Raw genomic sequence first — 24,975 nt, 5'->3', positions numbered from 1 at the left:
GAGGGCCCGCGCGATGCCCTGCGCGAGGGCCTTCGCGATGTCCCTGCCAGGCACCGTCGTGCTGGTTCGCCCCGGTCCTGCGCCGGGTCCGGCGAGACGGGACGGTGGCCGATGATCACGAAGGCGCGGGTGTTGAGGGTGCGGGTGCGCGGCGCGGGGGACGTCGCGCGGGTGGCGCGCGCGGTCGTCGTCTATGTCGAGGCCGGGCAGCCAGGCGCGGCGGCCGGGCTGACGCGGTACCACGCCCGGCGGACGGCCGCGGGCTGGGCGCGTGGCCGGGGCGCGGCGCTGGTCGGGCTGCGCGGGCCGGTGTCCAGTGAGGCGCTGGCTCGGGTGCTGGGGGGTCGGCACGCGGTCACCGGCCAGTCGTTGCTGACCGCGGCCGGTTCCGCCGGGCGGGCCGCGCGACCCGACGGCGCCGCGACCGGCGGGTCCGCCCTGGCCGGGCCAGCGGCTGCCGCGGCGGGCGTGGGCGGCGACGCGCGGGCGCCAGGCACTCCCGTTGACGGCGGGGAATGGTTGACGGTGGCGCGGGCCGCGGCGCTGGCCGGGGTCGCCCCGGAGTACCTGCGCCGGTCGCTGCGCCGCGCCGCCGAACTCCGCGCCGCGGACCTGGCCGGTCGTTCACCAGCCGATGGCGGCGCCGAGGAGGACGCAGCCGGCGCCCTGGCCGGCACCGCGGCCTCGGCGGATCGCGGCGAGCCTGGTTCGCCGACGGTCAGGGCGCCCGAAGGTCAGCGGCGGGCGGACCTGCTGGTCGGCGAGCACGGCCCGGATGGGCGGTGGCGAGTACGCCGGGCCGAGCTGGAGCGGTGGCTCGTCCAGCGAACGCCGCCGGCGACGGTGCTGGGCTATGACGTGGTGTGCGCGGCGCCGAAGTCGGTGAGCCTGCTGTGGGCGTTCGGCGACGACGCGCTGCGTGCCGACATCGCGGCGGCGTTGGACACGGCGGTGGACGCGACCATCAGCTACCTGGAACGCCACGCCGCGTTCGGCGTGGTCCACAAGACCAGCCGGCGCGCGCTCGGCCTCGCGGTGGCGTCGTATCTGCATCACGTGTCACGCAGCAGCGAAGCCCACCTGCACGTCCACAACATCGTCGTCAACGCGGTCGCCGTCCCCGCCGACCCGGACGACCCGGGGCCGGGCGGCTGGGAATGGCGGACGGTCGACTCGGAGGTGCTGCTGCGCGAGGTGACGACCGCCGGCTACGTCGGCGCGGCGGTGCTGCGCCACGAGCTGTCCGCCCGCCGCGGCGTCGCCTGGGAGCCGGCGCGCAGCGGGGTCGCCGAGATCGCCGGTTTCCCCACTGACCTGCTGGCCGCGTTCTCGACCCGGCACGGCGAGGTGAGCGCCGAGTTCGCGCAGCTCGTCGCCGCCGGCCTGGAACCGTCCGGGGGGACCGCGGCCGTGGCCCAACTGCGCTCCCGCGCGCCGAAGAAGGTCCTCGCCGACGAGCAGGTCGCCCAGACCCAGCTCGACCGGCTGACCGCCGCCGGCTGGACCCCGGCGCGGGTCAGCCAGCTCGCTCCCACCCTCGCCGACGATCCGGGGCCGCGCGCGTCCGCGCGGGACGACGACATCGAGGCTCTGTTCACCCGCCTGGCCGGCGACTCCGGGCTGACGGCCCGTGCCACCACGTTCGTCCGCCGTGACGTGGTCCGCCACGTCGCCGGCTGGGCCGGAGACCGGCTCGACGCCGAGCAGATCGAGCGGCTGGCCGACCGGTTCCTCGCCGACCGACGCGTCGTCCTCCTGCACGACACGGTCCGCGCCCGCCGCCGCCACGAACCCGAACCCCTTTTCACCGTCGAAGGTCTGCTGGCCGCGGAGGACACCCTGTTCGCCCTGCACCGCCAGGGCCAGGTCGCCGCTGGCGCCCGGCCGCGCCTCCTCGTCGACCCGGCGCTCCTCGACACCCACCTGGGCGCCGCCACCGGCCCCGCGCCCGGCGGCGGGCCGGCGCTGTCGGCCGAGCAGGTGGAGCTGGTCCGCCGGCTGCTGACCAGCGGTGACCTGGTCCGCCTGGCGGTCGGCCCGGCCGGCACCGGCAAGACCGAAGCCATGCGTGTCCTGGCCAAGATCCTGGCCGCCGCCGGCCACCCGGTCCTGGCCACCGCGCACGGCGGACGCCAGGCCGAGGAGCTCGCCGACCGGATCGGCATCCCCGCCCGCGTCGTCGCCAGCTGGCTCACCCGCCTCGACAACACCGACACCCCGGCCGACGTGTGGCCACCCGGCGCGGCCCTCATCGTCGACGAGGCCACCCAGGTCGCCACCCGCGACGCCGAACGGCTCCTGCGCTACGCCACCCGCACCGGCACCGTGATCATCGCGGTGGGTGACCCCGCCCAGCTCGGCTCCGTCGCCGCCGGCGGCTGGTTCACCCACCTGGTCGCCCGCGCCGACGACCTCCCCGGCCTGACGACGGTGCACCGCCAGGCCGGCGCCGCGATGGCGCCGGTCCGCGCCGCGCTGGCCGCGCTGCGCGCCGACACCGCGCCAGCCGTCCGCGCCACCCTCGACCGCCTCGCCGCCGCGGGCCACATCCACCTCGCCGACGACGTCGGCACGCTCCTCGAACGCGCCGTCGCCGACTGGTACGCCGAACGCCATCAGGTGCGCCACGGCGCGCGAACCGCGGCCAGCGCGCCGAGCCGGGCCGCCCCGGACGACGCGGGCGCCACGAACCGCGCCACGCCCACCACCGTGCACGGAGAAGGAGACGAGATGAACAGCACCTCCCGCCAGGGGCGGCACGGCACGGGGCGCGCCAAGGCGCCCCGGCCAGCCGGGGTCCAGATGATGGCCGAACGCCACCGTGACGTCGAGGAGCTCAACGCCGCCGCCCGCGCCCTGCTGGTCGCCGACGGCACGCTGACCGGCCCGGTCCTGCGCGCCGCCGGCCGCGAATACCAGGTCGGCGACGAGGTCATCACCCTCACCCAGGCCGGCCACAGCCTCGTCCCGGTCGGCAAGCCCGCCTCCGCATACATCCGCACCGGCACCATCGGCGTCGTCACCGCCGTCCACCCGGCCGACGACCCGCACGCGCGCGCCCTCGAGGTCCATTTCCCGTCGAAGGGCACCGTCGTCGTCCCCTGGAAATACCTCACCCACCGGTTCGACGACGGCCGTGACGGCGGCCTCGGCCACGCCTACGCCCTGACCGCGGCCAAGGCGCAGGGGTCCACCATGGACACCGCCCGCGCCGTCCTGCCTGACGACACGAGCCGTCCCGCCGCCTACGTCATGCTCTCGCGTGCCCGCGTCGGCCTGCACGCCTATGTCCTGAGCCGCGCCGACCTCACGGAGCACGCCGACGACGAGACCTGGCTGCCGGCCGGCCCCGACCCCGACAGCCCCCTGGACCGGCTCGCCGACCGCCTTGCCCGTACCCGCGCCGAACGCCTCGCCACCGACCACGACCCCGCCGCCACCGCCGCCCACGCGCTTCGCCGGCACCACACCCTCGCCGAGCTCACCGCCCTGCGCCTCACCGACGCCCACCCCGGCGACCAGGGCGACCGGCCGGACCGCCGCCCGCCTCGCGACCGCGTCGCCACGGCGAACGACACCGACGGCGCGGGTGGGCCCGACGTGGCGCGATCCGCGCCGCACGCGCCGCGGTTCACACCGGCTACGCCGCGACCGACCTCGGCAGGCGCCGGCCTGCCGCGTCAGGTCCTGCTCCGACGCGCCGAGCTCGCCACCGAAGCCGCGCTGCGCGCCACCGCCGTCACCCAGCCGCCACCCGAACTGCTCGCCCGCATCGGCCCCCGACCGCCGTCCGGCCCCGACCGGGCCGCCTGGGACGACGCCGTCATCGGCCTCGCGATCTACCACGCCCGCCACCGCGCCGACGCCCCGCCGCACGACCCCGGACCACCACCCGGCGCCATCCACGACGACCGTCGCCGCGACCCGTGGCTACGCCACCACGACCAGGCCACCCACCTCGCCCACGGCTGGGCCACCGCCCTGCCCGACGAGGCCCGCGCCCGCTTCCACAGCCCCCGCGAAGCCCTCCCCCTCGGCCGCGCCATCGCCGGCCTGCATGCTCTGCTCGACCACGGCCACCACCCCGACGAGCTCCGCGCCGCGCTGCGCCGCGAACCCCTGATCGGCGTGCGTACCGGCGCGCCCATCCTCACCCGCCGCGTCACCGACCTGTGCGCGGCCGCCGGCGTCGACGGCTCCCTCTACGAACTGCCCGCCCCGGCAACCGCCCAGCACGACTGGAACACCGTCAGCCAGCTTTTGGACACCGCGGAGACCAACCACCTCGCCACCCGACCGACCGCTGCCCTGTTCGCTGAGCGAGACCTCCTCGACGACCAGCCCCTCCGCTTCGCCGACACACCGGGCATCACGGCCCGGACCCACGCCGAGGCCACGGCGCGACGGATCCGCCTGGAGGCCGCACTCGACCGCCAGACCAACCAGGCGCATCTGCGCGCCACCGCCGAACCTCCCCGCTACCTCACCGACCTCCTCGGCCCCCGGCCCGCAGGCCCCGCGACAGCGACCTGGGACACCGCGGCCCACCGCGTCGAGCACTACCGCCACCACCGCCTCGGCCTGCCTCACGGCACCCCCGCCGCCCCCGACGGCGCCGACCCGGCCCGCCGCGCCCTGGGCGAGCGCCCCGCCAACCCGGCGGCCGCCGACCTCTACGACCAGGCCTGCCAGCCCGGCCTCGACGTCGGCCCGCCGCTGCCGCTGTAGGAGATCGAGGCTCCGCGAGACGCCCACGAACCGGCGCGACCGGTTCGTGAGGTGTCAGTACGGGAGCCAGAGCCACCTCCCACTACGTGACGTGAATCACTATCGCTACGGTGCGTAGCCGATCCGGCTACTCGCCCAGATCCGCGCATCGACCAGGAGGCGGGCGGTGGCCAGAACGAGGGGCACGTGGCCGGACGCGGCACGAAGCGAGATCGTCGACCCCCGAAAGGTTAGGCCCGCCCCGGGCGGCACTGGACGGCATGCGGAGGTCGGTCCCGGCATCAGACGGCACGAGGCGACAGAGCCCGACCACGGGCATGGGAGCCTCCCTGGCGCGGGGATACGAACGGCCCGGCAGGCTGCCTGGTGGATTGCGGATGCGCTGATGGCACGGCCGGCGCGGGAGGCCCACCTTCCCGGTAACGGACGGTGCCCAACGCTTGGCGGCGGTTATCCACAGAGCGCGTGGTACGGCTATTCAAGCGCTTATTCCTGTGGTACCACCGTTTCACCAAGGATTATTCCGGCCACCGGGGCGGGTTTCGCTCCGGTAGCCGTTCACGTCCGGCCGGCGCCCACCGGCCGGGTGGCTGTACTGCTCCACCTTGCGGCGGGAACCTGGATTGAGCTGGGGTTTCGTCGCTCATGCCGCCGTCTTGGCGGCGTTCCCACGCCTCGGCGTCGAGGCGCCCCAGCCACGCCTGTTGGAGGACCTGGTGCATGCCCGCCCGCGACCAGAATTCCGCGAGCTGAATGCCACGCACGCCCGCCGTGTCCACATCAGGACACGGACCGTCCTGATGTGGACAGCGAATGACCAGATGTGGCCATCGCATTTCCACAAGAGGACATCGGGCCTTCGCACGCGGACCGCCATGTTCGCGGTTCTGCTCGGCGTGTGTCTGGCCGCAGGCGCCTGCGGCGGCTCGGGCGATGACGAGGGTCCAGCGCCCGTCCTGACTGAATCAGTTGGCACGGCGACGGCCGCCACCTCGCCCGCGGACCCCGCCGCCGAGGTCCGCGCCGCCGTCACGGCGGCCCAGAAGCAGTACTTCGATGCCTACCGCGCCGCTGCCGCGAACCCGTCCGACGGGGCCCTCGTCGATGCACTGCGCGCGGTCTACACCGACCAGTCCGTCGCCGGCGACAACGTTCGCGGCCGGATGGAGTGGTTCGCCGAGCGGGGCTACGTCGTTCGCCAGGACCCTGGTTCCTACTACGTCATCGAGGACATCAGCATCGAGTCCTTGCCGCCGGCCGGACAGGCGGTCGCCACGGTCTGTGGCTGGGATAGCGACCCCATCATCGACGGCGTCAACCGAGCGCCCGACGGGAAGGAGATCTTCGTCCGGAATACCCCGGGTAGTGGGCGGACCCGCACGACCTGGGTGGAGCAACTCGACGGCAGCTGGAAGATCAGCAGCGGCGTGGTCGTGGACAGCTGGGAAGGCGAGAACCGGTGCCCGCCCCGCCCCGTCTCCTCCTGACCATGGCCGGCGCTGCAACCATCATTCTCACCGTCCTAGCGACAGCTCTACCTGCCGCAGCCGACGACCCGCTCTCCCTCAGATGGTGGGACAGCACAGGTATCCAGGCTGATGGCCAAGTCGAATCCGACGAGGACCGCCAACAGATACTCGCCTCGGTCTCGTCAGCGGACGACGAAGCCACACCCGCGGGCGGAAACAGTGCGGCCGGACCCGCGCCGAGTTGTGCGTGGCGGCCAAGCACAGCAGTAGCCGGTGTGATCGGCCAAGTGCTTCCCGAGGACGTCCCGGTGCACGAGGCCGATCGGGTGGAGCCGGATGGGTCGACGTCGCGGCTGTATGCGCGGGTCTGCGCGGACGGCACCGTCACCGACTGGCAGTGGTTCACCCTCGCCAATGTTCCGGGTCTGCGGACCTCGGCGGTGGATGACGTGGGTCGCCGGTTGCCGTTGCCCGTGCCGGTGTTGTCGCCGGATCTGGCCCGAGGGCTGGTCGTGAACGTGGCGACCTGGTTCGCCGCCCCCGCCGGCCAGTGGGCTCCCGTGACGGGCACAGCTGAGGCGCTGGGTCTGTCGGTGTCGGTGACGGCGCTCCCGGTTGAGCTGGTCTTCGACCCGGGTGACGGCACCGCCCCGGTGAGCTGCGCCGGGCCGGGGGCGACGTTCGACGCGTCCGCGCCGCCGCCGGCCGCGGCTCCGGACTGTTCCTACATCTATCGGGACGCCTCGACGGCGGCGCCGAATGGCCGGTTCTGGCCGGCGTCGCTGTCGATCCGCTGGTCGGTCACCTGGACGGCCAGTGACGGCCAGACCGGCGCCCTCGATCCGCTAATCACCACGACTCCGATCGAGGCCGTGGTCCACGAATACCAGGCCCTGGAGAGAAACGGCTCATGATCACAGCCTTGACCCCGCAGCCCGCAACCGACCGACTTCGCGCTGAAGGATCACCGGCCACCGACCACGGACACGGCGGCCTTGCCGGCTGCTGCCAGCGGACCGGTGGCCAGCGAGCTGGAGGTGGTGGGTGATGGCCTACACCGATCACTGGGACGACACCGACGTCGAGGAGAGTCTCGACGCCCCCGGCGGCCCGTCGGACGTGGGGCGGCCGGCGCGGCGGTGGGGTGGGGTGCTGGCCGGGCTGCTGCTGGCGGTGCTGGGCGCCGGCGGGGCGTTGTGGCTCGGGTCCGGCGGGCAGTCGATGGTCGACGCGGTGGCGCTGTCCCGGCCAGTGGCGCGCGGGCAGGTGGTCACGGCGGCGGATCTGGCGCAGGTACGGGTCGCGGCGGACGGCGGCGCGGTGCGACTGGCGACCCCGGCGATGGCGCGGGATCTTCTGCTGGGCCGCCAGGCGCTGGTGGACCTTCCGGCGGGGACGTTGGTGACGCCGGAGCTGGTGGGGTCGGTGGCGGGGCCGGCGGGGACGTTGACGCTTGGGGTCGCGGTCGATCCGGCGGGGTTGCCGTCGGCGGCGCCGCGCCCGGGTGAGCGGGTCGACGTCGTGGGAATCGACCCGGTGACGAAGACCGCGCTGACGCTGGCCCGGGGTGTGACGGTGACCGAGGTCCGTCGGCCGTCGGGTGCGTCCGGGACCGGGGAGACGGTGGTCTACCTGGCGGTTCCGGCGGATCTGGCGGCGCGGGTCGCGACGGTGGCCGCTGTCAGCCCGGGGGTCCGGCTTCTTGGCGCCACCGGCGCCGGCTCTCCTGGGGTTGCCGTCGACGGTTCGGCTTCGACCGGTGAGGCGGCGACCGGTCCTGGCCCGGCCACCACGGCCGGGCCGAGCGCTGGCGCGGTCGGCGGGGCGACCAGGTCGCCTTCCGCTACACCAGCTGGCATGCCCGGCGGTACGACCGGTGGCAGCGGAATCGGTGGCGATGGGTTGGCCGGCACGGTCGGGGGCGGTCGGTGATGGCCGTCCCCCGCCCGTCCAGCGGCGACGACGCCCGGAGCCTGGCGGGCCGGGCGGCACAGAGCCTTGGCGGTCCGGCGCCGGCCGCGGCCCGCCAGGCCACAGGCCCGACCTCAGCGGCGGGCCGGCGGACGGGTGCCGGCCAGGCGCCGCTGGCGGCGGGGACCACGGTGACACCCGGAACGGGCGGCTTTCGCGGGCCGACGGCGGGACGGCTGGCGGACCGGCCGGCGGTCGGCCTGATCGACGACAAGCTGGTCGACGCCTACGTGACCCGGATCGACGAACTGGTCGAGGCGCGGCTGACTCAGGCCCGCCGCGGCGGGGTGTCGGTGCGGGCCGCGGACCGTGGTGCTCTCGTCGAGGAAACCATCACCGCGGTGCTTGTCGCCGCCCGCCAGCAGGCCGCCGCCGAGAACCGGCCACCGCTGGCACCGACGGTGGAGGACGTGATCCGGCGGCGGGCGCGGGCGGCACGGGCGGAGCTGGGGCCGCTGGGCCCGGCGTTGACGGCGGCGCACCGGTGGAGCGACGTCGAGGTCAACGGCGCCGTCAACATGATCTGCACCGAACGGGCCACCGGCACCCGGTTCGAAACCGCCTCCCCGTTTGGCGGCGACGAGCAGGTGTGGGAGTGGGCGGCCGCGCAGGCGGCGCTGGCCGGTCGGCGGTTCGACGAGGCCAACCCATCGGTCCGTTTCCGGCTCCCCAACGGGGTCCGGGTACACGCGGTCGGCCGGGTGACGTCCCTGACCCACCTGGATTGCCGGCTGTTCACCCCCGCCCTGGACACGTTGATGGGCTTGGCCGGCACCGGCATGTGCGGACCCGACGTCGTCGCGCTGCTGGCGGCGACCGCGGCCCTCCAGGTCCCGTTCGGCCTGGTCATCTCCGGCGGCACCGGCGCCGGCAAGACCACCTTGCTCCGCGCGTGGGCGAACGCCACCCCGACTGACCGAGCACTTGAACGCGTCGTCGTCGTCGAGGACGAAGCCGAACTGTTCCTCGACCGCGGCCGCTGGCGCAACCTCGTCGAGTTCGAAGCCCGCGAAGCCAACGTCGACGGCCGAGGCGAGTATCCGATGGAGCGCTACCTGACCGCCGACCTGCGCCGCCAGACTCCGGGCCGGGTCCTGCTCGGGGAGCTCAAACCCGACGGCGGCGTGCTACCCCTGCTGCTCGCCGCCGGGCAGGGCATCGCCCACGGTGTCGCCACCACGATCCACGCCCCCTCCGCCGCCGACGTCATCGGCCGGCTGCGGACCTACGCCGCGATCAGCTCACGCACCGTTCCCGAGACCGTGGTGCTGGAGACCATCGCGGCAACGGTCGACCTGGTCGTCCACGTCGCCCAGCAACCCACCGGCCGGGTGGTCACCGGCATCCGGGAGATCGGCGAGTACCGGGCCGGCACCGTCAGCTCCGCCGAGCTGTGGCGCTGGCACCCCCGCGCCGCCCGGGCCGTACGCACCGAGGTCGACCTGTCCGAACGACTGACCGCCAAACTCGCGACCGTCACCGACCCCGACCAGTTCCGCCCCCGCCGCCCTTCCACGGCCACGGGCGGTGCCTGGTGAGCGGCGGGTTGCGGATGCTTGCGCTGGCCTGCGTCGGCGCGATGGCCGGGGTGGGCGTCGCGCTGATGGTGCTGGCCGCGCCCGGCCGCCTGACCTGGCCAGCCGGACGGCCGACCGGCGCCACTTCGCCGCGGCGGCATCGGACCGGCGGTGGGAATAGTGCGGCCGGCCGGTGGGGGGCGCTACCCGGCGAGGCCGGTCCGATCGGGGCGGCGGCCGGCGCGGGCCTGGTGGCCGGGGTGCTGGTCGGGATGCCGGTGCTCGCTGTCCTTACCGGTGGACTGGTGTGGCTGGCCCGCGAGGCGCGGGGACTTCGGGCAGTGCCCGCGGTCAACGAGCTCGGTGAGGCGGTCGCGACCTGGTGCGAGACCGTCCGCCAGGAGCTGGACGCCGGCCAGCCGCTGCGCGCCGCCGTCGCCGCCTCCTGCCAACTCCCCCCGCCACCACTGACCACCCCCCTCACGGCGCTGGCCCACCGGCTCGACGCACAACAACCCCTCCCCGCGGCGCTGGCCGCCTTTCACCGCGAGACGGCCCATCCAGCGGTCGGCCAGGTCGTCGCCGCGTTGACGCTCGCCTACCGTCACGGTGCCGGCGAACTCGGCCGGCTCATGGCCAGCCAGGTCGAGGCCACCCGCCACCGCGTCGCCGTCGTCCGCGACCTGCACGCCGGCCGGGCCCGTCACCGCCGCGCCATGACCCTGCTCCTCGCCCTGTTCGCGCTGACCACCGCCGCCCTGCTCGCCGCCTGGCCCGCCCTGCTCGCCCCCTACCGCGGCCCGCTCGGCCAGCTCGTCCTCACCACCGACCTGCTGTTCGTCGGCACCGCGGTACATGCCCTGCTGCGCCGCTCGCGCCCACCCACCGTCCCCGACTTCTTCCGGCGGGCGCGATGAGCTTCCTGTCTGCCGCTGGGTTTGTGACCGGGCTGTGCGGCGCGTCCGCCACCCTCGGCGCCTACGTCGCGCTACGCGCCGCCCTCACCCCACGCACCACACCGCCGAACCGCCAGCCGGGGCGGTGGGCACGGGCCGGCGCGGTCTGGCTCACCGACCGCGTCACCCACACCGCCGGGCCGGGTCGGGCGCGAAGGCTGCTGCTCGCCGACGACCTGGCCGTCGCCGGCCGTGACCCCATCACCCACACCGCGATCCGCGCCGCTCACGCCACTCTCGCCGCGCTGGCCGGCGCGCTGCTCGCCGCCGCCGTCATGCTCGCCGGTCTGCCGCTGCCCGCCCTGACCGGCCCGGCTCTCGTCGTGCTCGCGGCACCGGTCGGGGTGCTGGTCGCCGACCGGCCGGTCCGGAGGGTCGCGAAGGCGCGGCGGCAGGAGGCCCGGCTCGCGGTCGCCGCCTACCTCGACCTCGTCCGTGTTCTGCTCGCCGGCGGGCTCACCCTGCACGCCGCGCTGCGCCTGGCCGCCGACGCCGGCACCGGCTGGGCCTTCACCCAGATCCGCGCCGCCCTCGACACCGCCGCCACCCACCGCCAGCCACCCGACACCGGCCTCGACCAGCTCGCCGCCCGGATCCCGCTGCCGGAATGGCGCGAGCTCCGCCTCACCGTCACCTCCGCGCTGCGCGGCGCCTCCCCCGTCCTCGCCATGGAATCCAAAGCCACCCACCTACGCGCCACCGAAGCCGCCACCGCCCGCACCCAGGCCGCCACCGCCGACGCCGAACTCGAACTACCCGCCGCCGTCGTCGCCCTCGCCTTCGTGGCGTTCCTGACCTACCCGCTGCTCGCCGTCCTGACCGCCACCGGCATCACCCCGTAAGACGCACCGACCTGCCTACCCCTCGCAGGAGAAGGGAGCGTGACCGCCATGCGCCGCCTCGGCGTGCACCTCACCCTCACCACACTCTGGCTCACCGCCCTACCGGGACGGCTCACCGGCCGGCTCGCCACCGCCGACGCACGGTCCCGCGCCCGGCGCGCCGACCGAGGCGACGCGCTGGCCACCGCGGTCATCACTGTCGGCCTCGTCCTCATCGCCGCCGCCGTCATCTACATCATCCGGCAGAAGGCCGTCGACACCGCGAACAACATCTGCACCAACACCGACCCCACCACCTGCCAGTGAACATCCACCATCGCTGGCGACGATGTAGGGGCGCCGGTGCACATGTCCAACGAGCGGGCCAGATGTCCACTCGGTGTCCAGCGGACGGCTGTCTGTCCACTGCCGCGGGCTTGGGCTGCACCAGGCCGCGGCAGAACGGTGCCGATGGTGCTCCATCACGCCGCTCCTATGCCGCGGATCTCGACGGCCTGTCCCGCGTCCGAACCGCCTCAAGGATCGACCGCTCGCCAAGCCTACGCACCCGCGGCCGACGGAAGAACGATCAGGTGTTGCGAAGAAATGGACAACGACTCCGGCGCGCAGGAAGGCGCAACACGCCCTCGGCACGCCTCCAGTGGACAGGTACGCCGCGCAACACGCCGCCCGGGTGGACATCTTCCCCGGCACCCCTACAACCGATGTAGGGGCGCCGGTGCACATGTCCAACGAGCGGGCCAGATGTCCACTCGGTGTCCAGCGGACGGCTGTCTGTCCACTGCCGCGGGCTTGGGCTGCACCAGGCCGCGGCAGAACGGTGCCGATGGTGCTCCATCACGCCGCTCCTATGCCGCGGATCTCGACGGCCTGTCCCGCGTCCGAACCGCCTCAAGGATCGACCGCTCGCCAAGCCTACGCACCCGCGGCCGACGGAAGAACGATCAGGTGTTGCGAAGAAATGGACAACGACTCCGGCGCGCAGGAAGGCGCAACACGCCCTCGGCACGCCTCCAGTGGACAGGTACGCCGCGCAACACGCCGCCCGGGTGGACATCTTCCCCGGCACCCCTACAGCCGCGACCCGCGCCGGGACCGGGGCGCCAGCCCGGTGGAACTGGCCCTGGTCATGGGCGCGGTACTCGCCCTGTTCACGCTGGTCCTGGTGTTCGGGATGCGCTGGCTCGCCACCCAGGCCGCCGCCACCGCCGCTGGGCGCGCCCTCGAAACCGCACAGTCCCTCGACGGCACCGACCCCGCCGCCACCCAGGTCGCCACCGCGCTCGCCCACTCCAGCCGCGCCATCACCGACGTCGACGTCCACATCGACCGCGACACCACCACCGGCACGGTCACCGTGCACGTCACCGTCCACGCCCTGCTCGGCGGCGCCGTCACCCGCGCCGCCACCGGACCGGCCACCCGCTTCATCCCCCAGGCCCAAGTCCCATGAGCCTCAACCCACCCGCCCACACCGACGGTCGCGGGCGTCGCCCCGGCCGCGACCAGGGATCCTTCTCGGTCGAGCTGGCACTGGCCTGGCCGATCCTGATCCTCGGCCTGCTCGTCCTCGCCGTCACGGCCACCAACATCGGCGCGCGCACCGACGTCGCCCGCGCGGCCCGCGAAGCCGCCCGCGCCGCCTCCCTGGCCACCACTCCGGCGCAGGCGACGGCCATCGCCGATGCCACCGCCCGCGCGAACCTCACGACCGGTACCTGCACCGACGCCGTCATCCGCGCCGATTTCACCGTCACCGGGCCCGGTCCCGGCGACCTCGGCCTGGTCACCGTCACCGTCACCTGCCGCACCCGCCCCGTTCCCGGCCTCGCCCTGAGCCGCCAGCTCCACGCGACCAGCGACGCCGTTCTCGACCGCTACCGCGGCGGGCTCACCCTCCCCACCGCCCCATGACCACGCCTTCGACATCCGCCACCACGCGACAAGATCCCGCGGCACGTGCCGAGCGGCCACACCCACCGGGACGGGACGCGGGAACGGTCAGCCTGACGATGACCGTCCTGTTCGCCGGCGCCCTGCTGCTCGCCGCGCTGATCTTCGACGCCGGCCGCGCTCTCGACGCCGCCGGCCACGCCTCCGACCTCGCCGCGGCCACCGCCCGCGCCGGCGCCCAGGCACTCGACGAAACCGCCCTACGCGCCGGCGCCCCCGCCCTCGACCCCACCGAGGCGGCCGCCAACGCTCACCTCTACCTCGCCCGCCACCCCGAAGCCACCCTGACCGCTCTCACCGTCGACGGCCTCACCGTCACCGTCACCGTCACCACCCGTGTCGACTACCAGCTCCTCGACACCCTCGGCCTCGACCACGCCACGGTCACCCAGACCCGCTCCGCCCGCGCCACCTCCGGGCCCTGACCCCGCCGTCCGGCTGTCGCCGCGTCCGAACTCCAGCGCGTCGCACTGTCCGGATCCATCCCCCGCAGGGAGACGCCGATGCCCCGCCGGGCCACCCCCACCCGCACCGTCCGACCACTCGCCCCACCGGTCCCCGCGCCTGGCTCCGCTCCGCGCCGTGGCACCGAGCCGCGCCGCTCCGCGCCGGCCCAGGTCGGAGCAGGCGACATCCTGCGCAGCCTGGTCGCGCTGACCACCCTGATCGGTTTCCTCGCCGGCGTTCCCGCGCTGCTGTGGGCCTGGCGCGCCAACCCGCTGCCGACCACCTGGCAACCCGACCGCTGGTGGAACCTCGCCCAGGCCGGCTACATCCACCCCGACGTCGCGCCCAACACGCTGGCGGCGGTCGCCTGGCTGCTGTGGGCCTGGCTCACCCTCTGCATCGCCTGGGAAATCGTCGCCCAGGCAGCCCATGCCCACCGCCGCCAGCAGCTGCGCCGCTCCCAGCGTCGCCCAGCCCACACGCCGGCGCTCGCAGGCAGGCGCCGTGGTCGCGCCGACTCAGCCGCGCGGCCGGGCCACCCGCTCGAGACGACGGCCACCAGCTCCCACGGCCCACGCCGCGGCCCGGCGGCGGGACCGCCCACGGACGGCTCCCGTCCGGCCAGCCGGCCCGCTGCTTCCTCCCGGCCGGCACCTGCTCGACGCGGCGCGCCCGCGCCCGGCACCGTCCGACGCGGCACCGCCCGCTGGGTCGCCGCCGCCAGCGTCGTGTTCACCGTGCTCACCAGCCGCGCCGCCACCGCCAGCCCCGTCCCGGCCGTCCCCCACCCCGCCAGCGCCGCTCCGGCCGCCACGGCCCCGGCCAGCCCGACGACCAGCTGGCCGTACCTCCCCGACGGCCAGTCGAGCAGATCCGCGACGGAGCCCAGCCCGACGATCAGGCCACTGGGCACTACCGCCGACCAGGACACCGCCCCACCAGCGGCGCTCGTTCCGACCGCCACCAGCCACACGGTCCGCCCCGGCGACACCCTGTGGAACATCACCGCCGATGCCTACCCCGCCGTCTCCGGGGCGCGGCTGCCCGCGGCCGTCGACACCGTCTTCGCCACCAACCGCGGCGCCACCGACCCCGCCGGCCGTTCCCTCACCAACCCCGACCTGATCAATCCCGGCATGGCCCTCACCCTGCCCACGATCACCGCCGACGCCACCTCCGCCGCGCCGTCTCCGCCGGCACCAGCCGGCGGTGGGACGCCACCCGGTGGGCCGACTCCGCCGGCCTCCCAGCCGACCGCCACCGCCGACCCACGGACGAGCCCGTCCACCTCGCCGGCCCCCGGCCAGGCAACCGGCCCCACGTCCGCGCACGGCGTGCCGACGCCGACGCCTGGCCTTCCCGCGTCCACCACCGCGCCGGCCGTGCCCGGTGGCGGCGACACGGTCGAGCGGGACCGCGGGGACAGGACCGCCGTGGCGCCGTGGGAGATCATCGCCGGTATCGGCGCCGGTGGTTTCCTCGCCGCCGCACTCCTGGCCGCGGTCACCCGTCGACGTCGCCGCCGCGACCACCAGACCACCCCCGACACCACCCCACCGCGCCCCGACCCGGACGCCGCGGCCCTGCACACCGCGCTGCTCGCCAGCACCCCACACGACCCGACCGTCCGTCTGGACCACGCCCTGCGCGCGCTGGCCGCCCTGCACACCGATCCCCACGACGACGTCGGCTCCCCCACGCCCCAGGTTGTGCTCGCCCTGCCCGACGGGACCCTCGACGTCTACCTGGCCGAACCGCTTCCCCTCCCCCCGGACCCGTGGATCGCCGACGCCCACGGCCAGATCTGGACCCTGCCCCCCGGCGCGGACCTCCCACCTGTCGACCTCGGCAATCCGCCGCCCTGCCAGGCCCTCGTCCAACTCGGCACCCAACCCGATGGCGCCACCGTCCACGCCGACCTCGAAGCCCTCGGCACCCTGACCCTCAACTCCGCCGGCGATGACCCCGACGCCGTCGCCGGCGTCGCCCGGGCCCTGCTCGCCACCCTCGCCCTGAGCCCGCTGGCCTGCATCCCTCTGATCCGCACGTTCGGTCTGGACCCCGCCGGACTCGCCACCGAGGACCGCATCCACCCAGCCCCCAACCTCGCCACCCTTTCCACCCTGGCCACCGGTGAGGTCACCGCCCTGCGCGCCGACCTCACCTCCGTCGCCGCCCCCACCACCTTCACCGCCCGCGCGACCGTCCCCACCGAGAACTGGGACCCCACCATCGCCGTCGTCGCCGCCCCACCCGCCGACGACATCGACAGCGACCACCTCGCCGACCTCACCACCCTCGCCGGCGCTGGGGGCACCGGCCTCGCCGTCCTGCAACCCGCCGCCCCTGGACACACCTCCCCCTGGCGCCTGACCCTTCTCCGCCCTGGTACTCGGTCCCACGCCGAGCACCCACACGCCGATGGCGACCAGCATGGTGCCTCCGTCTCGGACGACACCGTGCCCGACGGGCCGGTCGGCCTCGACCCGCTCGACGAAGACGACACCGAGGACGAGGCGCCCGGCCGCCAGCCCCGGCAGTCGGCCAGCCACGGTGAGAACGGCACCGGAACCGGCAGGCCACGCTGGCGGCTCGATCCCCTCGGCCTGGTCCTCACGCCGCCCACCCTCGCCGCCGCCGAACTCGACGCCGTCTACGCCCTGCTCACCGACGTGACCCGGCCACCCATCCCGGCCACACCTCTCGTCCCACGGCCCTCGTCCGCCGTGTCACCCGTCGCCCAGGTCCCGCCGGCCACCGGCTTCCCGGCGTCCCCTCCATTCCCACCCCTGCCACCAGTCGGCGGCAGCGGCCCGGACCGCGCCGGCGGGTGGATTCCCGACCTCCCAACCGCGCGCCCGCCGGCACCGGCGGCAATGGACACCCCGGCACCGGCGACGGCCTTCTCGGCCGACGCGCCACCGGCGATGAGACCGTCCGCCACCCTGTCCGGCGACGACTCGACCGCCGACCCGACACCGACCACCGACGCGTCACCCCCCGCCGCTCCCGCCACCGAGCCGCGCGAACCGGCCCGCCCATCCGCATCGGTCGACGCCCTCAACGGCCACGGACCATCCGGCCCCGTCAGCGACGACGAGGCCCCGAGCACCCCGAACAGCCAGGCATCCGCGGGGCCGCCGGCGTACGCCGAGCCCGACTGGCAGGTCATGATCCACCTGTTCGGGCCGGCTGACGCCACCAACCGCGCGGGCCAGCACCCCACCGGCGGCCTCGCCCGCGGCCGCACCCTCGAGGTCCTCGCCTGGCTCGCCACCCACCGGGGCCGCATCCGCACCAACCTCGAGGCCGCCATCTGGCCCGACAGCAAACCCAAGCCCCGTTCCCTCAACAACCAGCTCGGCCGCGCCCGCCTTCTCCTCGTCCAGCTCGCCGGCGACGACGCCCGTGCCTGGATCCCCGCCGCCCAGACCCGCCTGCACCTCGACCCCGCCGTCACCACCGACCTCGACCTGCTCACCCACCGCCTCACCTACGCCCGCGCCCACCGCGCACACCCCGACGCCGCGATACCCGTCCTCACCGACGCCCTCGACCTGATCAACGGCACCCCGACCCTCTACGCCTGGCTCGACGCGGAACTCGGCTCCGTCCTCACCACGACCGCCGTCCGCGCCGCCGCCCTCCTCGCCGAGCTCCACCTCCAAGCCGGCGACCCCACCGCCGCCCTCGACGCCACCACCCGCGGCCTCGAGCTGCTCCCCGCCCACCCCGAGCTGTTCGCCCTGCGCCTGCGCGCCCACCACATCGCCGGCGACCAGCTCGCGCTGACCGCCGACTACCACGCCTACCTGCGCGTCGAACAAGCCGACCCCACCTGGGATGGAGAGACCAACCCCGACCTCGCCTACCTCCACCGCGTGCTCACCCGCCGCGCAAACGCGCCCAGCCGCCGGCTCACCGATTACGGCGACCCACTTGCTGGCCAGGGCCCCAAATGAATGCGCCCTGCGCGCCGCCCGGCAGGAGTTGTCTCGAGGAGGTAGCCTCCGAGCGCCTCGGTGTCATCCCAACGACGAAACATCGTGTGCCGAAGTAGGATCCGATCTCCGGGCGATGAATGGTCCGTGCGCTACGAAAGATAGGCGCCGAGCGGGCGTCTCATCATACCCTGCCATTGCCAGGCCTGCATACCACGACTCCGCAGTGGCGCTATCCCTTGTTGTAGGCCATCGATCGGCCGTGTGGGCGGCGACTTCATGCCATTCACTCCGAACACACGACGGCTACAGAGAGCTTCTTGCCATCGACCCGGAAAGTCCCAATACTACTCGACGCGGATGGGATCAACAGCGGATGGTTCGCGCTCGGGGGCGCGCTGGGAGGGGTCCTTGTGACAGGAGGAATCAGCCTTCTCACCGCGACCCTGCCCAGCGATGGAGCGAGCGGACCTACGTCCGCAACCAGCACGACCAGGCCACGCGCCTAGCGCGGAAGAGCGACGCGAATCCGCGCATCGCTACCTGGTGGCCACCAATAGATATTATCGAGCGCTCGACCACGCGCGTGACCGCCTCACGAAGGTGCACCGGGATACCTCGACGGGTGGCGAAGACGGAGTTCACAGCAATGCAGGACGCGTACGTCTACCTGACGATCAGCAACGGGTCTGAAGTCCGACGACTCGCGCACGAATACAGTCTCGCCCTGTACGACCTGGCCAGGCTGGCAGACCGGCCTGCCGCCGAGTGGGAAGAGGCGGACTCCATCGTCTACGAACCCAGAAACCAACTTCGAACAGCCGTCCGGACCGAGCTAGGAATACACGACTGATGCCGGAACGGCCATCGATTCACGGTCGACAGGGCCGGCTAGTCACACCAAACCATGTTCAACCATCGACTCCAGCCGGCGACAGTGCACGGCGCCCGGTCTCCACCGAGCACTTCCGTGGTCTTGCAGAAGATCTGTTCCGTAGTTTCATCTGGATCTTCTGCGGATGTCCATGGACGTCCGCTGGCGCTGGTCGTTCAGGGTCTGGCGTCCGCAGTCGTCCGCGGCGGTCCGTCGTCGTGCGCGGGCTCGCCTGTCAGGTCGGCTGTCATCCCAGGCGAGCCTGACGAGGAACGGCCCGGTGCGGCCAGCCTCACTATTCTGAGCTTGGATGACGGTGCCCTCGCGGGTCGGCGCCCAGCGGCGGGATCACCGATCTGGCGATGGGCCTCGCGCAACGATGGCTGAGGATGGGTGCCAGGGCGATGGACGCAGGGGAGTTGCTTCGCCGGGCTGGTTGGGCGCCGGGTCGGCGGGTCGATGTCGAGGAGATGCTCGGCGCGCTCGCGGCTGCTGGGTTTGTCGTCGTACCGGCTGCGCGGGAGTTCCTCGCCAAGTACTCAGGTCTAGTCATCACCTCGGAGGACGGCCGGAGAGTCACGCGGATCGACGGGCACGAGGCTGCGCGCCATGCGGACCCGGGCTGGTGCGCTGCCTACGGTCACGGGATCGGCCGTGCGGTCACTCCGATCGGTGAGTACTCGCACATGGTTCTGGTGATCGATGAGGCCGGGGCGTTCTGGGGTGGGTTCGACGCCCAGTACGGGTCCATGGGCGACACCATCATCGATGTGGTGCACGAACTCCTGGTCGAACCAGGCGCGCGACCATTCGACCGCGTGGTCGCCGACTGACCGACCCGAGGGCAGGTCCCCGGCGGCCCGGCCGTCGCTGTAGGGCATGACGCAGGACTCCCTACTTGCCTATCGCACGGTGGGGCCTGAACCGAAGACCGGCGCATTATCAGATCTTCGGATACTCGTCTGTATTCGTCCACCGACGTCCGCCGGTCCTGGTCGGGCGCCATCCGGATTCCGGAAGCGTCCACGCTCGTCCACCGTTATCCGCCGGCTTGGCTGCCGCTCTGGCTGCCACGGCCGCAGGCCGCTTCCCGTCTCCGCTCGGCGCTCGTCCCGCGCCACCCTCGTCGGCAGCCTGGGTCTTCAAAGCCCGAGCGGATGCCCGGATAGGCAGGCTCGGTATTGCGCCTTCAGCGCGTCTCGTCGCTCGCGGGTTGGGAGGATGACGTCGGCGCCGCCGTCATAGGGGTGGTACAGCCAGCTGAGATCGACCGGCGCGAGGATCACATTGCTCAGCTCGTCGTCAGCGACAGCCGTCAGCAGGACGTCGATCGCACCTGGCTGCCAGGGGACCGTCTCGGCGTAGAGCTGGGTGTAGCTACGCCACTCGGGGTCCTCGTCCGGCTTCTCCAGGAAGGTACGCCAGTACCACGCAGTCGGGGCGATTTGCGCGAGCGTAGGCCAGACGGGGGAATCGGGTTCCGCGCTCTCGGTCCAGTCGCTGGTCACGACGACGAGTTCAGGCCCGGGGGCGAGCGTCGACAGCACGGTGTAGTGCCGACGGAGCACGACTGCGTACTCGGTCTCGTCGAACGGGTAGCGCTTCGAGTCGGGCAGGCTGTGAAACCTCACCCATCGATCCGGGTACCGGTCACGCAACCAGTGCGCGACCGGAGGACACTCGGGCCACCGCTGCTCCCACAGCTCCGTCAGGGCCGACGCGGTCAGCACCTGGTTCGCCGCCACCAAACTTTTATACCGCGCAGCTCGGACCGCCCGATTACAAGATCGGCCCGGGGTGTCCACCGACATCCACGCTCGTCCGCCGGGCCCTGGTCACAGCCCTGCCCACGTCCACAGTCGTCCGCCCCGGTCGGCTAATGTCCGCGGGCTTGGCTGTACGGATGGCTGTACGCGCGATCTTCCGCGATACAGGGCACGGGAAGCGTGCGCGGGGCGGTCGTTACCTCAGACAAGGGGATGGGCTGCCATTACCCCACCGCCGAAGACCCAAAGAGTGCTGGCGATCTTACCAACACACCTACGGAGAGCAACCTTCATGCGCACCCCCAACCTGTAGATCCGGTTGATGCACAGCTTGTGGTTGGAGAAGAACCGAGCCAACCAGCTGGTGATGAGCGCCACTCCAAGGACCTGCATAGCGACCCCGACTCGAACAGAGACCTCCCCCGGTCTGAGGCAACGACCATTGCCAGCCTAACTGCTCGGCTGGATCAACTGCCCGTCGATGACCTCGACCGCGACGGGCGCGGGCGAAGCGTGGCCGGGTTCCGACCACTGACTTGCAAAGGCGGTCACGTTGGTCCGTGGATGTCCACCGGCGTCCGTGGACTGGCTTCGGCCGGGCCGCTGATTCCGTAGTCGTCCGTGATCGTCCACCCGAGTTCGCTGCCTGGGCTACACGATTGGCTACACGGCTCGGCCAGGCTGGGCCGGTCGGTGATGTCCGGTTCGCCGTTCCTGGTGGATGCTAATTGGCAGCGTGACGGGTCATGCTGCGGGGGCAGGCTCGTACTGTCGGGAGGTGACGGGTGGCGAACGATCTGTCGGCCGCGGAGGCGTCGGCGTTCGCCGAGATGTTCCCGGACGTGATGTCGGCAGGTGCGTTTCTGGCGTCGGTGGGCCTTCCCCGTAAAAGTCAGCCAGCGTGGATGACCGGTACGTCCGCCGAGGACTGGTGGGCGGAGGTTGCGCGGCTGCTGGAGGCGGGCAAGGTCGACGACGGGCGGCGCCGGTTGCTGGCCGCGGCGGAGAAGTGCTACCCGGCGCACCCGCTGTTTGGTGGCAGTGGGGCTGGTCGTCAGGCGGTGTGGGTGTCGTCGTGGGAACGGCTGCGGGCGTCGCGGCCGTTGCCGGCGATGTTCGTCCCCCGTGACAGGGTCCTCGACCAGGCGGTAGCTCTGCTGGCGGTCGAGGGCGCCGGCGCGGTGGGTCTGGTGGGCGCGGGTGGCACGGGGAAATCGACCCTGGCGCGTGCGGTCCTGCATGACGGGCGGATCGGGCAGCGGTTCACCGGCGGCGCTGTGTGGGTGGAGGTCAACCCGGGCGCGGACGTGCGTGAGGTGCAGGGGCGGGTGCTGGCGGCGTTCGGGGACTCCCGGCCGGTGACCGAGGTGCGTGAGGGCCGGGAGCGGCTGCGTGACCTGCTGGCAGGCACGCGCCGTCTGGTCGTGCTCGACGACGTATGGGAAGCCGAGGTTGCGGAGGCGTTCCCGCAGGTGACGGGGATGCGCCTGTTGGTGACGTCGCGCAGCGCGCGGTTGCTGCACATGGACGCGCCGATCTGTCCGGTGGGAACGGTTGAGGAGACGACGGCGCGACGCTTGCTGGCGGCCTATTCCCGCTGCGCGGTGGAGATGTTGCCGCCGGCCGCAACGGGGATCCTGGCGCACTGCGCGGGGCTTGCGGTCGCGCTGGCGGTCGCGGGCAGCCTGGTCGGGGAGCTGTGGGAGTGGGAGGAAGTCGCCGAGGCGTTCGACGCGGCCGATCTGGCCGGGCTCACGGCCAGGTTCCCGGACTATCCCTACCCGAATCTGCTGGTGGTGCTTGCGACGAGTGTCCGGCTGCTACCCGAGGGCGCGGCAGCGCGGTTCCAGGAACTCGCGGTGTTCAAGGGACATGGCCCGGTTCCGGTCGCGGTCGTGGTGGGGCTATGGCAGACCTGCGGCGGGATGAGCCCGGCCGCGGCGCGAGCCCTGTTGCGTCAGCTCGACGGGGTCTCGCTCATACAGGTCGACCGCCAGACCCGTACGGTCACGGCCCACGACCTGCTGTTCGATTTCGCCCGCGCTGAGCTAGGCGTCGAGGCGTTCACCGCAGCGCATGGCCGCGTCGCTGGGTGGCTGCTGGATCGGTGGGGTGGTCTGACCCATGGTCTACCCGGCCTGCACGGCGCCGCCGGGTTCGACGAGGTGGACCGCTACAGCCTGGCCTGGCTGGTCGCGCATCTGCTCGCCGCCGATGAACCGGACCGGGTCGACCTTCTTTTGGCGACCGAACGCCTGACGGCGGGTGGTCGGGTGGAAAGTGTCTGGTGCACGGCGCATGAGGATCAGGGCGGCACCGCCAGCTATCTGGCCCAGGTCCGGGCGGCCTGGGACGATGCCCGCACCCGGTACCCGGCCGGTGACCCGCGGTCTTTCGCCCGTCAGGCCGGCTATGCACTTCTAATTGGCTCGATCACCAGCATGGCCGCGAACATCCCCCCGGCGCTGCTCGTCCGCCTCGTCGAAACCGGCACCTGGCCCACCGCCCGGGCGCTGGCCTACGCCCAGGCGATCCCGCAGCCGGTGACATGTGCGCAGGCGTTGGGCGGGTTGGCGCCCCACCTGCCGGCCGAGGTACGCGGCCCTGTCCTGGTTCAGGCGCTCGCCGCCGCGACCGCCATCGACTCGCCGTACGACCGGGCGGCGGCGCTGAGCGGGTTGGCACCGCACCTGTCCGCTGATCTGCTCGCCCAGGCGCTGGCCGCCGCGCCCGCCATCGACCGGCCGTCGGCTCGGGCGTTGGCGCTGAGCGGGTTGGCACCGCACCTGCCGGCCGAGGTACGCGGCCCTGTCCTGGTTCAGGCGCTCGCCGCCGCGACCGCCATCGACTGGCCGTCGGCGCTGGCGTGGGCGCTGCGCGGGTTGGCACCGCATCTGCCCGCCGACCTGCTCGCCCAAGCCCTGGCCGCCGCCATCGCCATCGACTCGCCGGGCGACCGGGCGTGGGCGCTGCGCGGGTTGGCACCCCATCTACCCGCCGACCTGCTCGCCCAAGCCCTGGCCGCCGCCATCGCCATCGACCGGTCGGGCGACCGGGCGTGGGCGCTGAGCGGGTTGGCACCCCACCTACCCGCCGACCTGCTCACCCAGGTATTGGCCGCCGCGACCGCCATCGACCGGCCGGACGACCGGGCATGGGCGCTGAGCGGGTTGGCACCCCACCTACCCACCGACCTGCTCACCCAGGTATTGGCCGCCGCGACCGCCATCGACCGGCCGTCGGCTCGGGCGTTGGCGCTGAGCGGGTTGGCACCGCACCTGCCGGCCGAGGTACGCGGCCCTGTCCTGGTTCAGGCGCTCGCCGCCGCGACCGCCATCGACCGCGCGTCGGCCCGGGCGTCGGCGCTGCGCGAGTTGGCACCCCACCTACCCACCGAGGTACGCGCCCCTGTCCTGGTTCAGGCGCTCGCCGCCGCGACCGCCATCGACTCGCCGGACGACCGGGCGTCGGCGCTGCGCGGGTTGGCACCCCACCTGCCCGCCGACCTGCTCACCCAAGCCCTGGCCGCCGCGACCGCCATCGACCGGCCGGACGACCGGGCGGCGGCGCTGCGCGGGTTGGCACCGCACCTGCCCGCCGACCTGCTCACCCAGGCCCTGGCCGCCGCAACCGCCATCGACCGGCCGGACGACCGGGCGGCGGCGCTGAGCGCGTTGGCACCCCACCTACCCGCCGACCTGCTCACCCAGGCGCTCGCCGCCGCAACCACCATCGACCGGCCGGACGACCTGGCGTCGGCGCTGCGCGGGTTGGCACCCCACCTACCCGCCGAGGTACGCGGCCCTGTCCTGGTTCAGGCGCTCGCCGCCGCAGCCGCCATCGACTCGCCGTCGGCCCTGGCGTCGGCGCTGCGCGAGTTGGCACCCCACCTACCCGCCGACCTGCTCGCCCAAGCCCTGGCCGCCGCAACCACCATCGACTCGCCGGGCGACCGGGCGTGGGCGCTGCGCAGGTTGGCACCCCACCTACCCGCCGATCTGCTCACCCAGGCGCTCGCCGCCGCGACCGCCATCGACCGGCCGGACGACCGAGCGTCGGCGCTGCGCGAGTTGGCACCCCACCTACCCACCGAGGTACGCGCCCCTGTCCTGGTTCAGGCGCTCGCCGCCGCGACCGCCATCGACCGGCCGGGCGACCGGGCGGCGGCGCTGCGCGGGTTGGCACCCCACCTACCCGCCGACCTGCTCGCCCAAGCCCTAGCCGCCGCGACCGCCATCGACTCGCCGTACGACCGGGCGTCCGCGCTGCGCGGGTTGGCACCCCACCTACCCGCGGACGCACGCGGCCCTGTCCTGGTTCAGGCGCTCGCCGCCGCAGCCGCCATCGACTCGCCGTCGGCCCTGGCGTCGGCGCTGAGCGCGTTGGCACCCCACCTGCCCGCCGACCTGCTCACCCAGGCCCTGGCCGCCGCAACCGCCATCGACTCGCCGTCGGCCCTGGCGTCGGCGCTGAGCGCGTTGGCACCCCACCTGCCCGCCGACCTGCTCACC

At 73.5% G+C, this 24,975-nt stretch carries 16 protein-coding genes; 15 read left to right on the top strand and 1 reads right to left on the bottom strand.

Features of this window, described 5'->3' with window-relative positions; translation table 11 throughout:
- Nucleotides 1-111: 111 nt before the first annotated feature.
- From mobF to I6A81_RS21485, 14 genes are all read left to right on the top strand, one after another.
- On the top strand, nucleotides 112-4,728 hold the full coding sequence (gene mobF / locus I6A81_RS21550) for a MobF family relaxase (protein ID WP_202998683.1): 4,617 nt from the start codon (nucleotides 112-114) through the stop codon (nucleotides 4,726-4,728).
- 875 nt (nucleotides 4,729-5,603) lie between these two features.
- Nucleotides 5,604-6,215, top strand: coding sequence for a hypothetical protein (locus I6A81_RS21545; protein ID WP_202998684.1), 612 nt, complete (start codon nucleotides 5,604-5,606; stop codon nucleotides 6,213-6,215).
- A 257-nt stretch (nucleotides 6,216-6,472) separates the two neighbouring features.
- Nucleotides 6,473-7,111 carry a hypothetical protein gene (locus tag I6A81_RS21540; RefSeq protein WP_238427990.1) on the top strand — a complete coding sequence of 213 codons (639 nt, stop codon included), beginning with the start codon at nucleotides 6,473-6,475 and terminating at the stop codon, nucleotides 7,109-7,111.
- A gap of 133 nt (nucleotides 7,112-7,244) precedes the next feature.
- Nucleotides 7,245-8,129: an SAF domain-containing protein gene (locus I6A81_RS21535; protein WP_202998688.1), complete on the top strand. Its 885-nt coding sequence runs from the start codon at nucleotides 7,245-7,247 to the stop codon at nucleotides 8,127-8,129.
- 170 nt (nucleotides 8,130-8,299) lie between these two features.
- Nucleotides 8,300-9,706, top strand: a complete 1,407-nt coding sequence (locus I6A81_RS43720) for an ATPase, T2SS/T4P/T4SS family (protein ID WP_307874805.1) — start codon at nucleotides 8,300-8,302, stop codon at nucleotides 9,704-9,706.
- The gene (locus I6A81_RS21525; RefSeq protein WP_202998692.1) at nucleotides 9,703-10,602 is read left to right on the top strand and encodes a type II secretion system F family protein; all 900 of its coding nucleotides are present in this window, start codon (nucleotides 9,703-9,705) and stop codon (nucleotides 10,600-10,602) included. Before I6A81_RS43720 ends, I6A81_RS21525 begins: the two co-directional genes overlap by 4 nt.
- A complete protein-coding gene (locus I6A81_RS21520) occupies nucleotides 10,599-11,483 on the top strand; it encodes a secretion system protein (protein WP_202998694.1) in 885 nt (294 codons plus the stop codon). Before I6A81_RS21525 ends, I6A81_RS21520 begins: the two co-directional genes overlap by 4 nt.
- A gap of 39 nt (nucleotides 11,484-11,522) precedes the next feature.
- Entirely contained in the window at nucleotides 11,523-11,789 is a 267-nt protein-coding gene (locus I6A81_RS21515) for a hypothetical protein (RefSeq protein WP_202998696.1), read from the top strand.
- Between the two features lie 805 nt (nucleotides 11,790-12,594).
- Nucleotides 12,595-12,936 (top strand): hypothetical protein, encoded by a 342-nt coding sequence (locus I6A81_RS21510; RefSeq protein WP_202998698.1) that lies wholly within the window; start codon nucleotides 12,595-12,597, stop codon nucleotides 12,934-12,936.
- A complete protein-coding gene (locus I6A81_RS45025; protein WP_202998700.1) occupies nucleotides 12,933-13,397 on the top strand; it encodes a TadE/TadG family type IV pilus assembly protein in 465 nt (154 codons plus the stop codon). Before I6A81_RS21510 ends, I6A81_RS45025 begins: the two co-directional genes overlap by 4 nt.
- Before the next feature lie 98 nt (nucleotides 13,398-13,495).
- Nucleotides 13,496-13,861, top strand: a complete 366-nt coding sequence (locus I6A81_RS21500) for a hypothetical protein (RefSeq protein WP_202998701.1) — start codon at nucleotides 13,496-13,498, stop codon at nucleotides 13,859-13,861.
- A gap of 78 nt (nucleotides 13,862-13,939) precedes the next feature.
- Complete coding sequence (locus tag I6A81_RS21495) at nucleotides 13,940-17,845, top strand: hypothetical protein (RefSeq protein WP_202998702.1); 3,906 nt, start codon at nucleotides 13,940-13,942, stop codon at nucleotides 17,843-17,845.
- Nucleotides 17,846-18,449: 604 nt separating this feature from the next.
- The gene (locus tag I6A81_RS21490; RefSeq protein WP_202998703.1) at nucleotides 18,450-18,677 is read left to right on the top strand and encodes a hypothetical protein; all 228 of its coding nucleotides are present in this window, start codon (nucleotides 18,450-18,452) and stop codon (nucleotides 18,675-18,677) included.
- A gap of 425 nt (nucleotides 18,678-19,102) precedes the next feature.
- Nucleotides 19,103-19,531 (top strand): SUKH-3 domain-containing protein, encoded by a 429-nt coding sequence (locus I6A81_RS21485; RefSeq protein WP_202998704.1) that lies wholly within the window; start codon nucleotides 19,103-19,105, stop codon nucleotides 19,529-19,531.
- Nucleotides 19,532-19,840: 309 nt separating this feature from the next.
- Here I6A81_RS21485 and I6A81_RS21480 read toward each other — a convergent pair whose 3' ends face one another.
- Nucleotides 19,841-20,443, bottom strand: coding sequence for a DUF3885 domain-containing protein (locus I6A81_RS21480; RefSeq protein WP_202998705.1), 603 nt, complete (start codon nucleotides 20,441-20,443; stop codon nucleotides 19,841-19,843).
- 806 nt (nucleotides 20,444-21,249) lie between these two features.
- Here I6A81_RS21480 and I6A81_RS21475 point away from each other — a divergent pair.
- Nucleotides 21,250-24,975, top strand: a 3,726-nt coding sequence (locus I6A81_RS21475; RefSeq protein ID WP_307874804.1) for an NB-ARC domain-containing protein, incomplete at its 3' end; no start/stop codon positions are given.

This window comes from Frankia nepalensis, assembly GCF_016786325.1.
Classification (GTDB): domain Bacteria; phylum Actinomycetota; class Actinomycetes; order Frankiales; family Frankiaceae; genus Pseudofrankia; species Pseudofrankia nepalensis.
The sequence above is the reverse complement of the archived record's forward strand: the minus strand, read 5'-3'. Positions and strand labels throughout refer to the sequence as shown.

Bases quoted from the DNA above. Each gene is read 5' to 3' on its own strand.
- mobF (WP_202998683.1), top strand. From the start codon at position 112: ATGATCACGAAGGCGCGGGTGTTGAGGGTGCGGGTGCGCGGCGCGGGG.
- I6A81_RS21545 (WP_202998684.1), top strand. From the start codon at position 5,604: ATGTTCGCGGTTCTGCTCGGCGTGTGTCTGGCCGCAGGCGCCTGCGGC.
- I6A81_RS21535 (WP_202998688.1), top strand. From the start codon at position 7,245: ATGGCCTACACCGATCACTGGGACGACACCGACGTCGAGGAGAGTCTC.
- I6A81_RS21520 (WP_202998694.1), top strand. From the start codon at position 10,599: ATGAGCTTCCTGTCTGCCGCTGGGTTTGTGACCGGGCTGTGCGGCGCG.
- I6A81_RS45025 (WP_202998700.1), top strand. From the start codon at position 12,933: ATGAGCCTCAACCCACCCGCCCACACCGACGGTCGCGGGCGTCGCCCC.
- I6A81_RS21500 (WP_202998701.1), top strand. From the start codon at position 13,496: ATGACCGTCCTGTTCGCCGGCGCCCTGCTGCTCGCCGCGCTGATCTTC.
- I6A81_RS21495 (WP_202998702.1), top strand. From the start codon at position 13,940: ATGCCCCGCCGGGCCACCCCCACCCGCACCGTCCGACCACTCGCCCCA.
- I6A81_RS21485 (WP_202998704.1), top strand. From the start codon at position 19,103: ATGGACGCAGGGGAGTTGCTTCGCCGGGCTGGTTGGGCGCCGGGTCGG.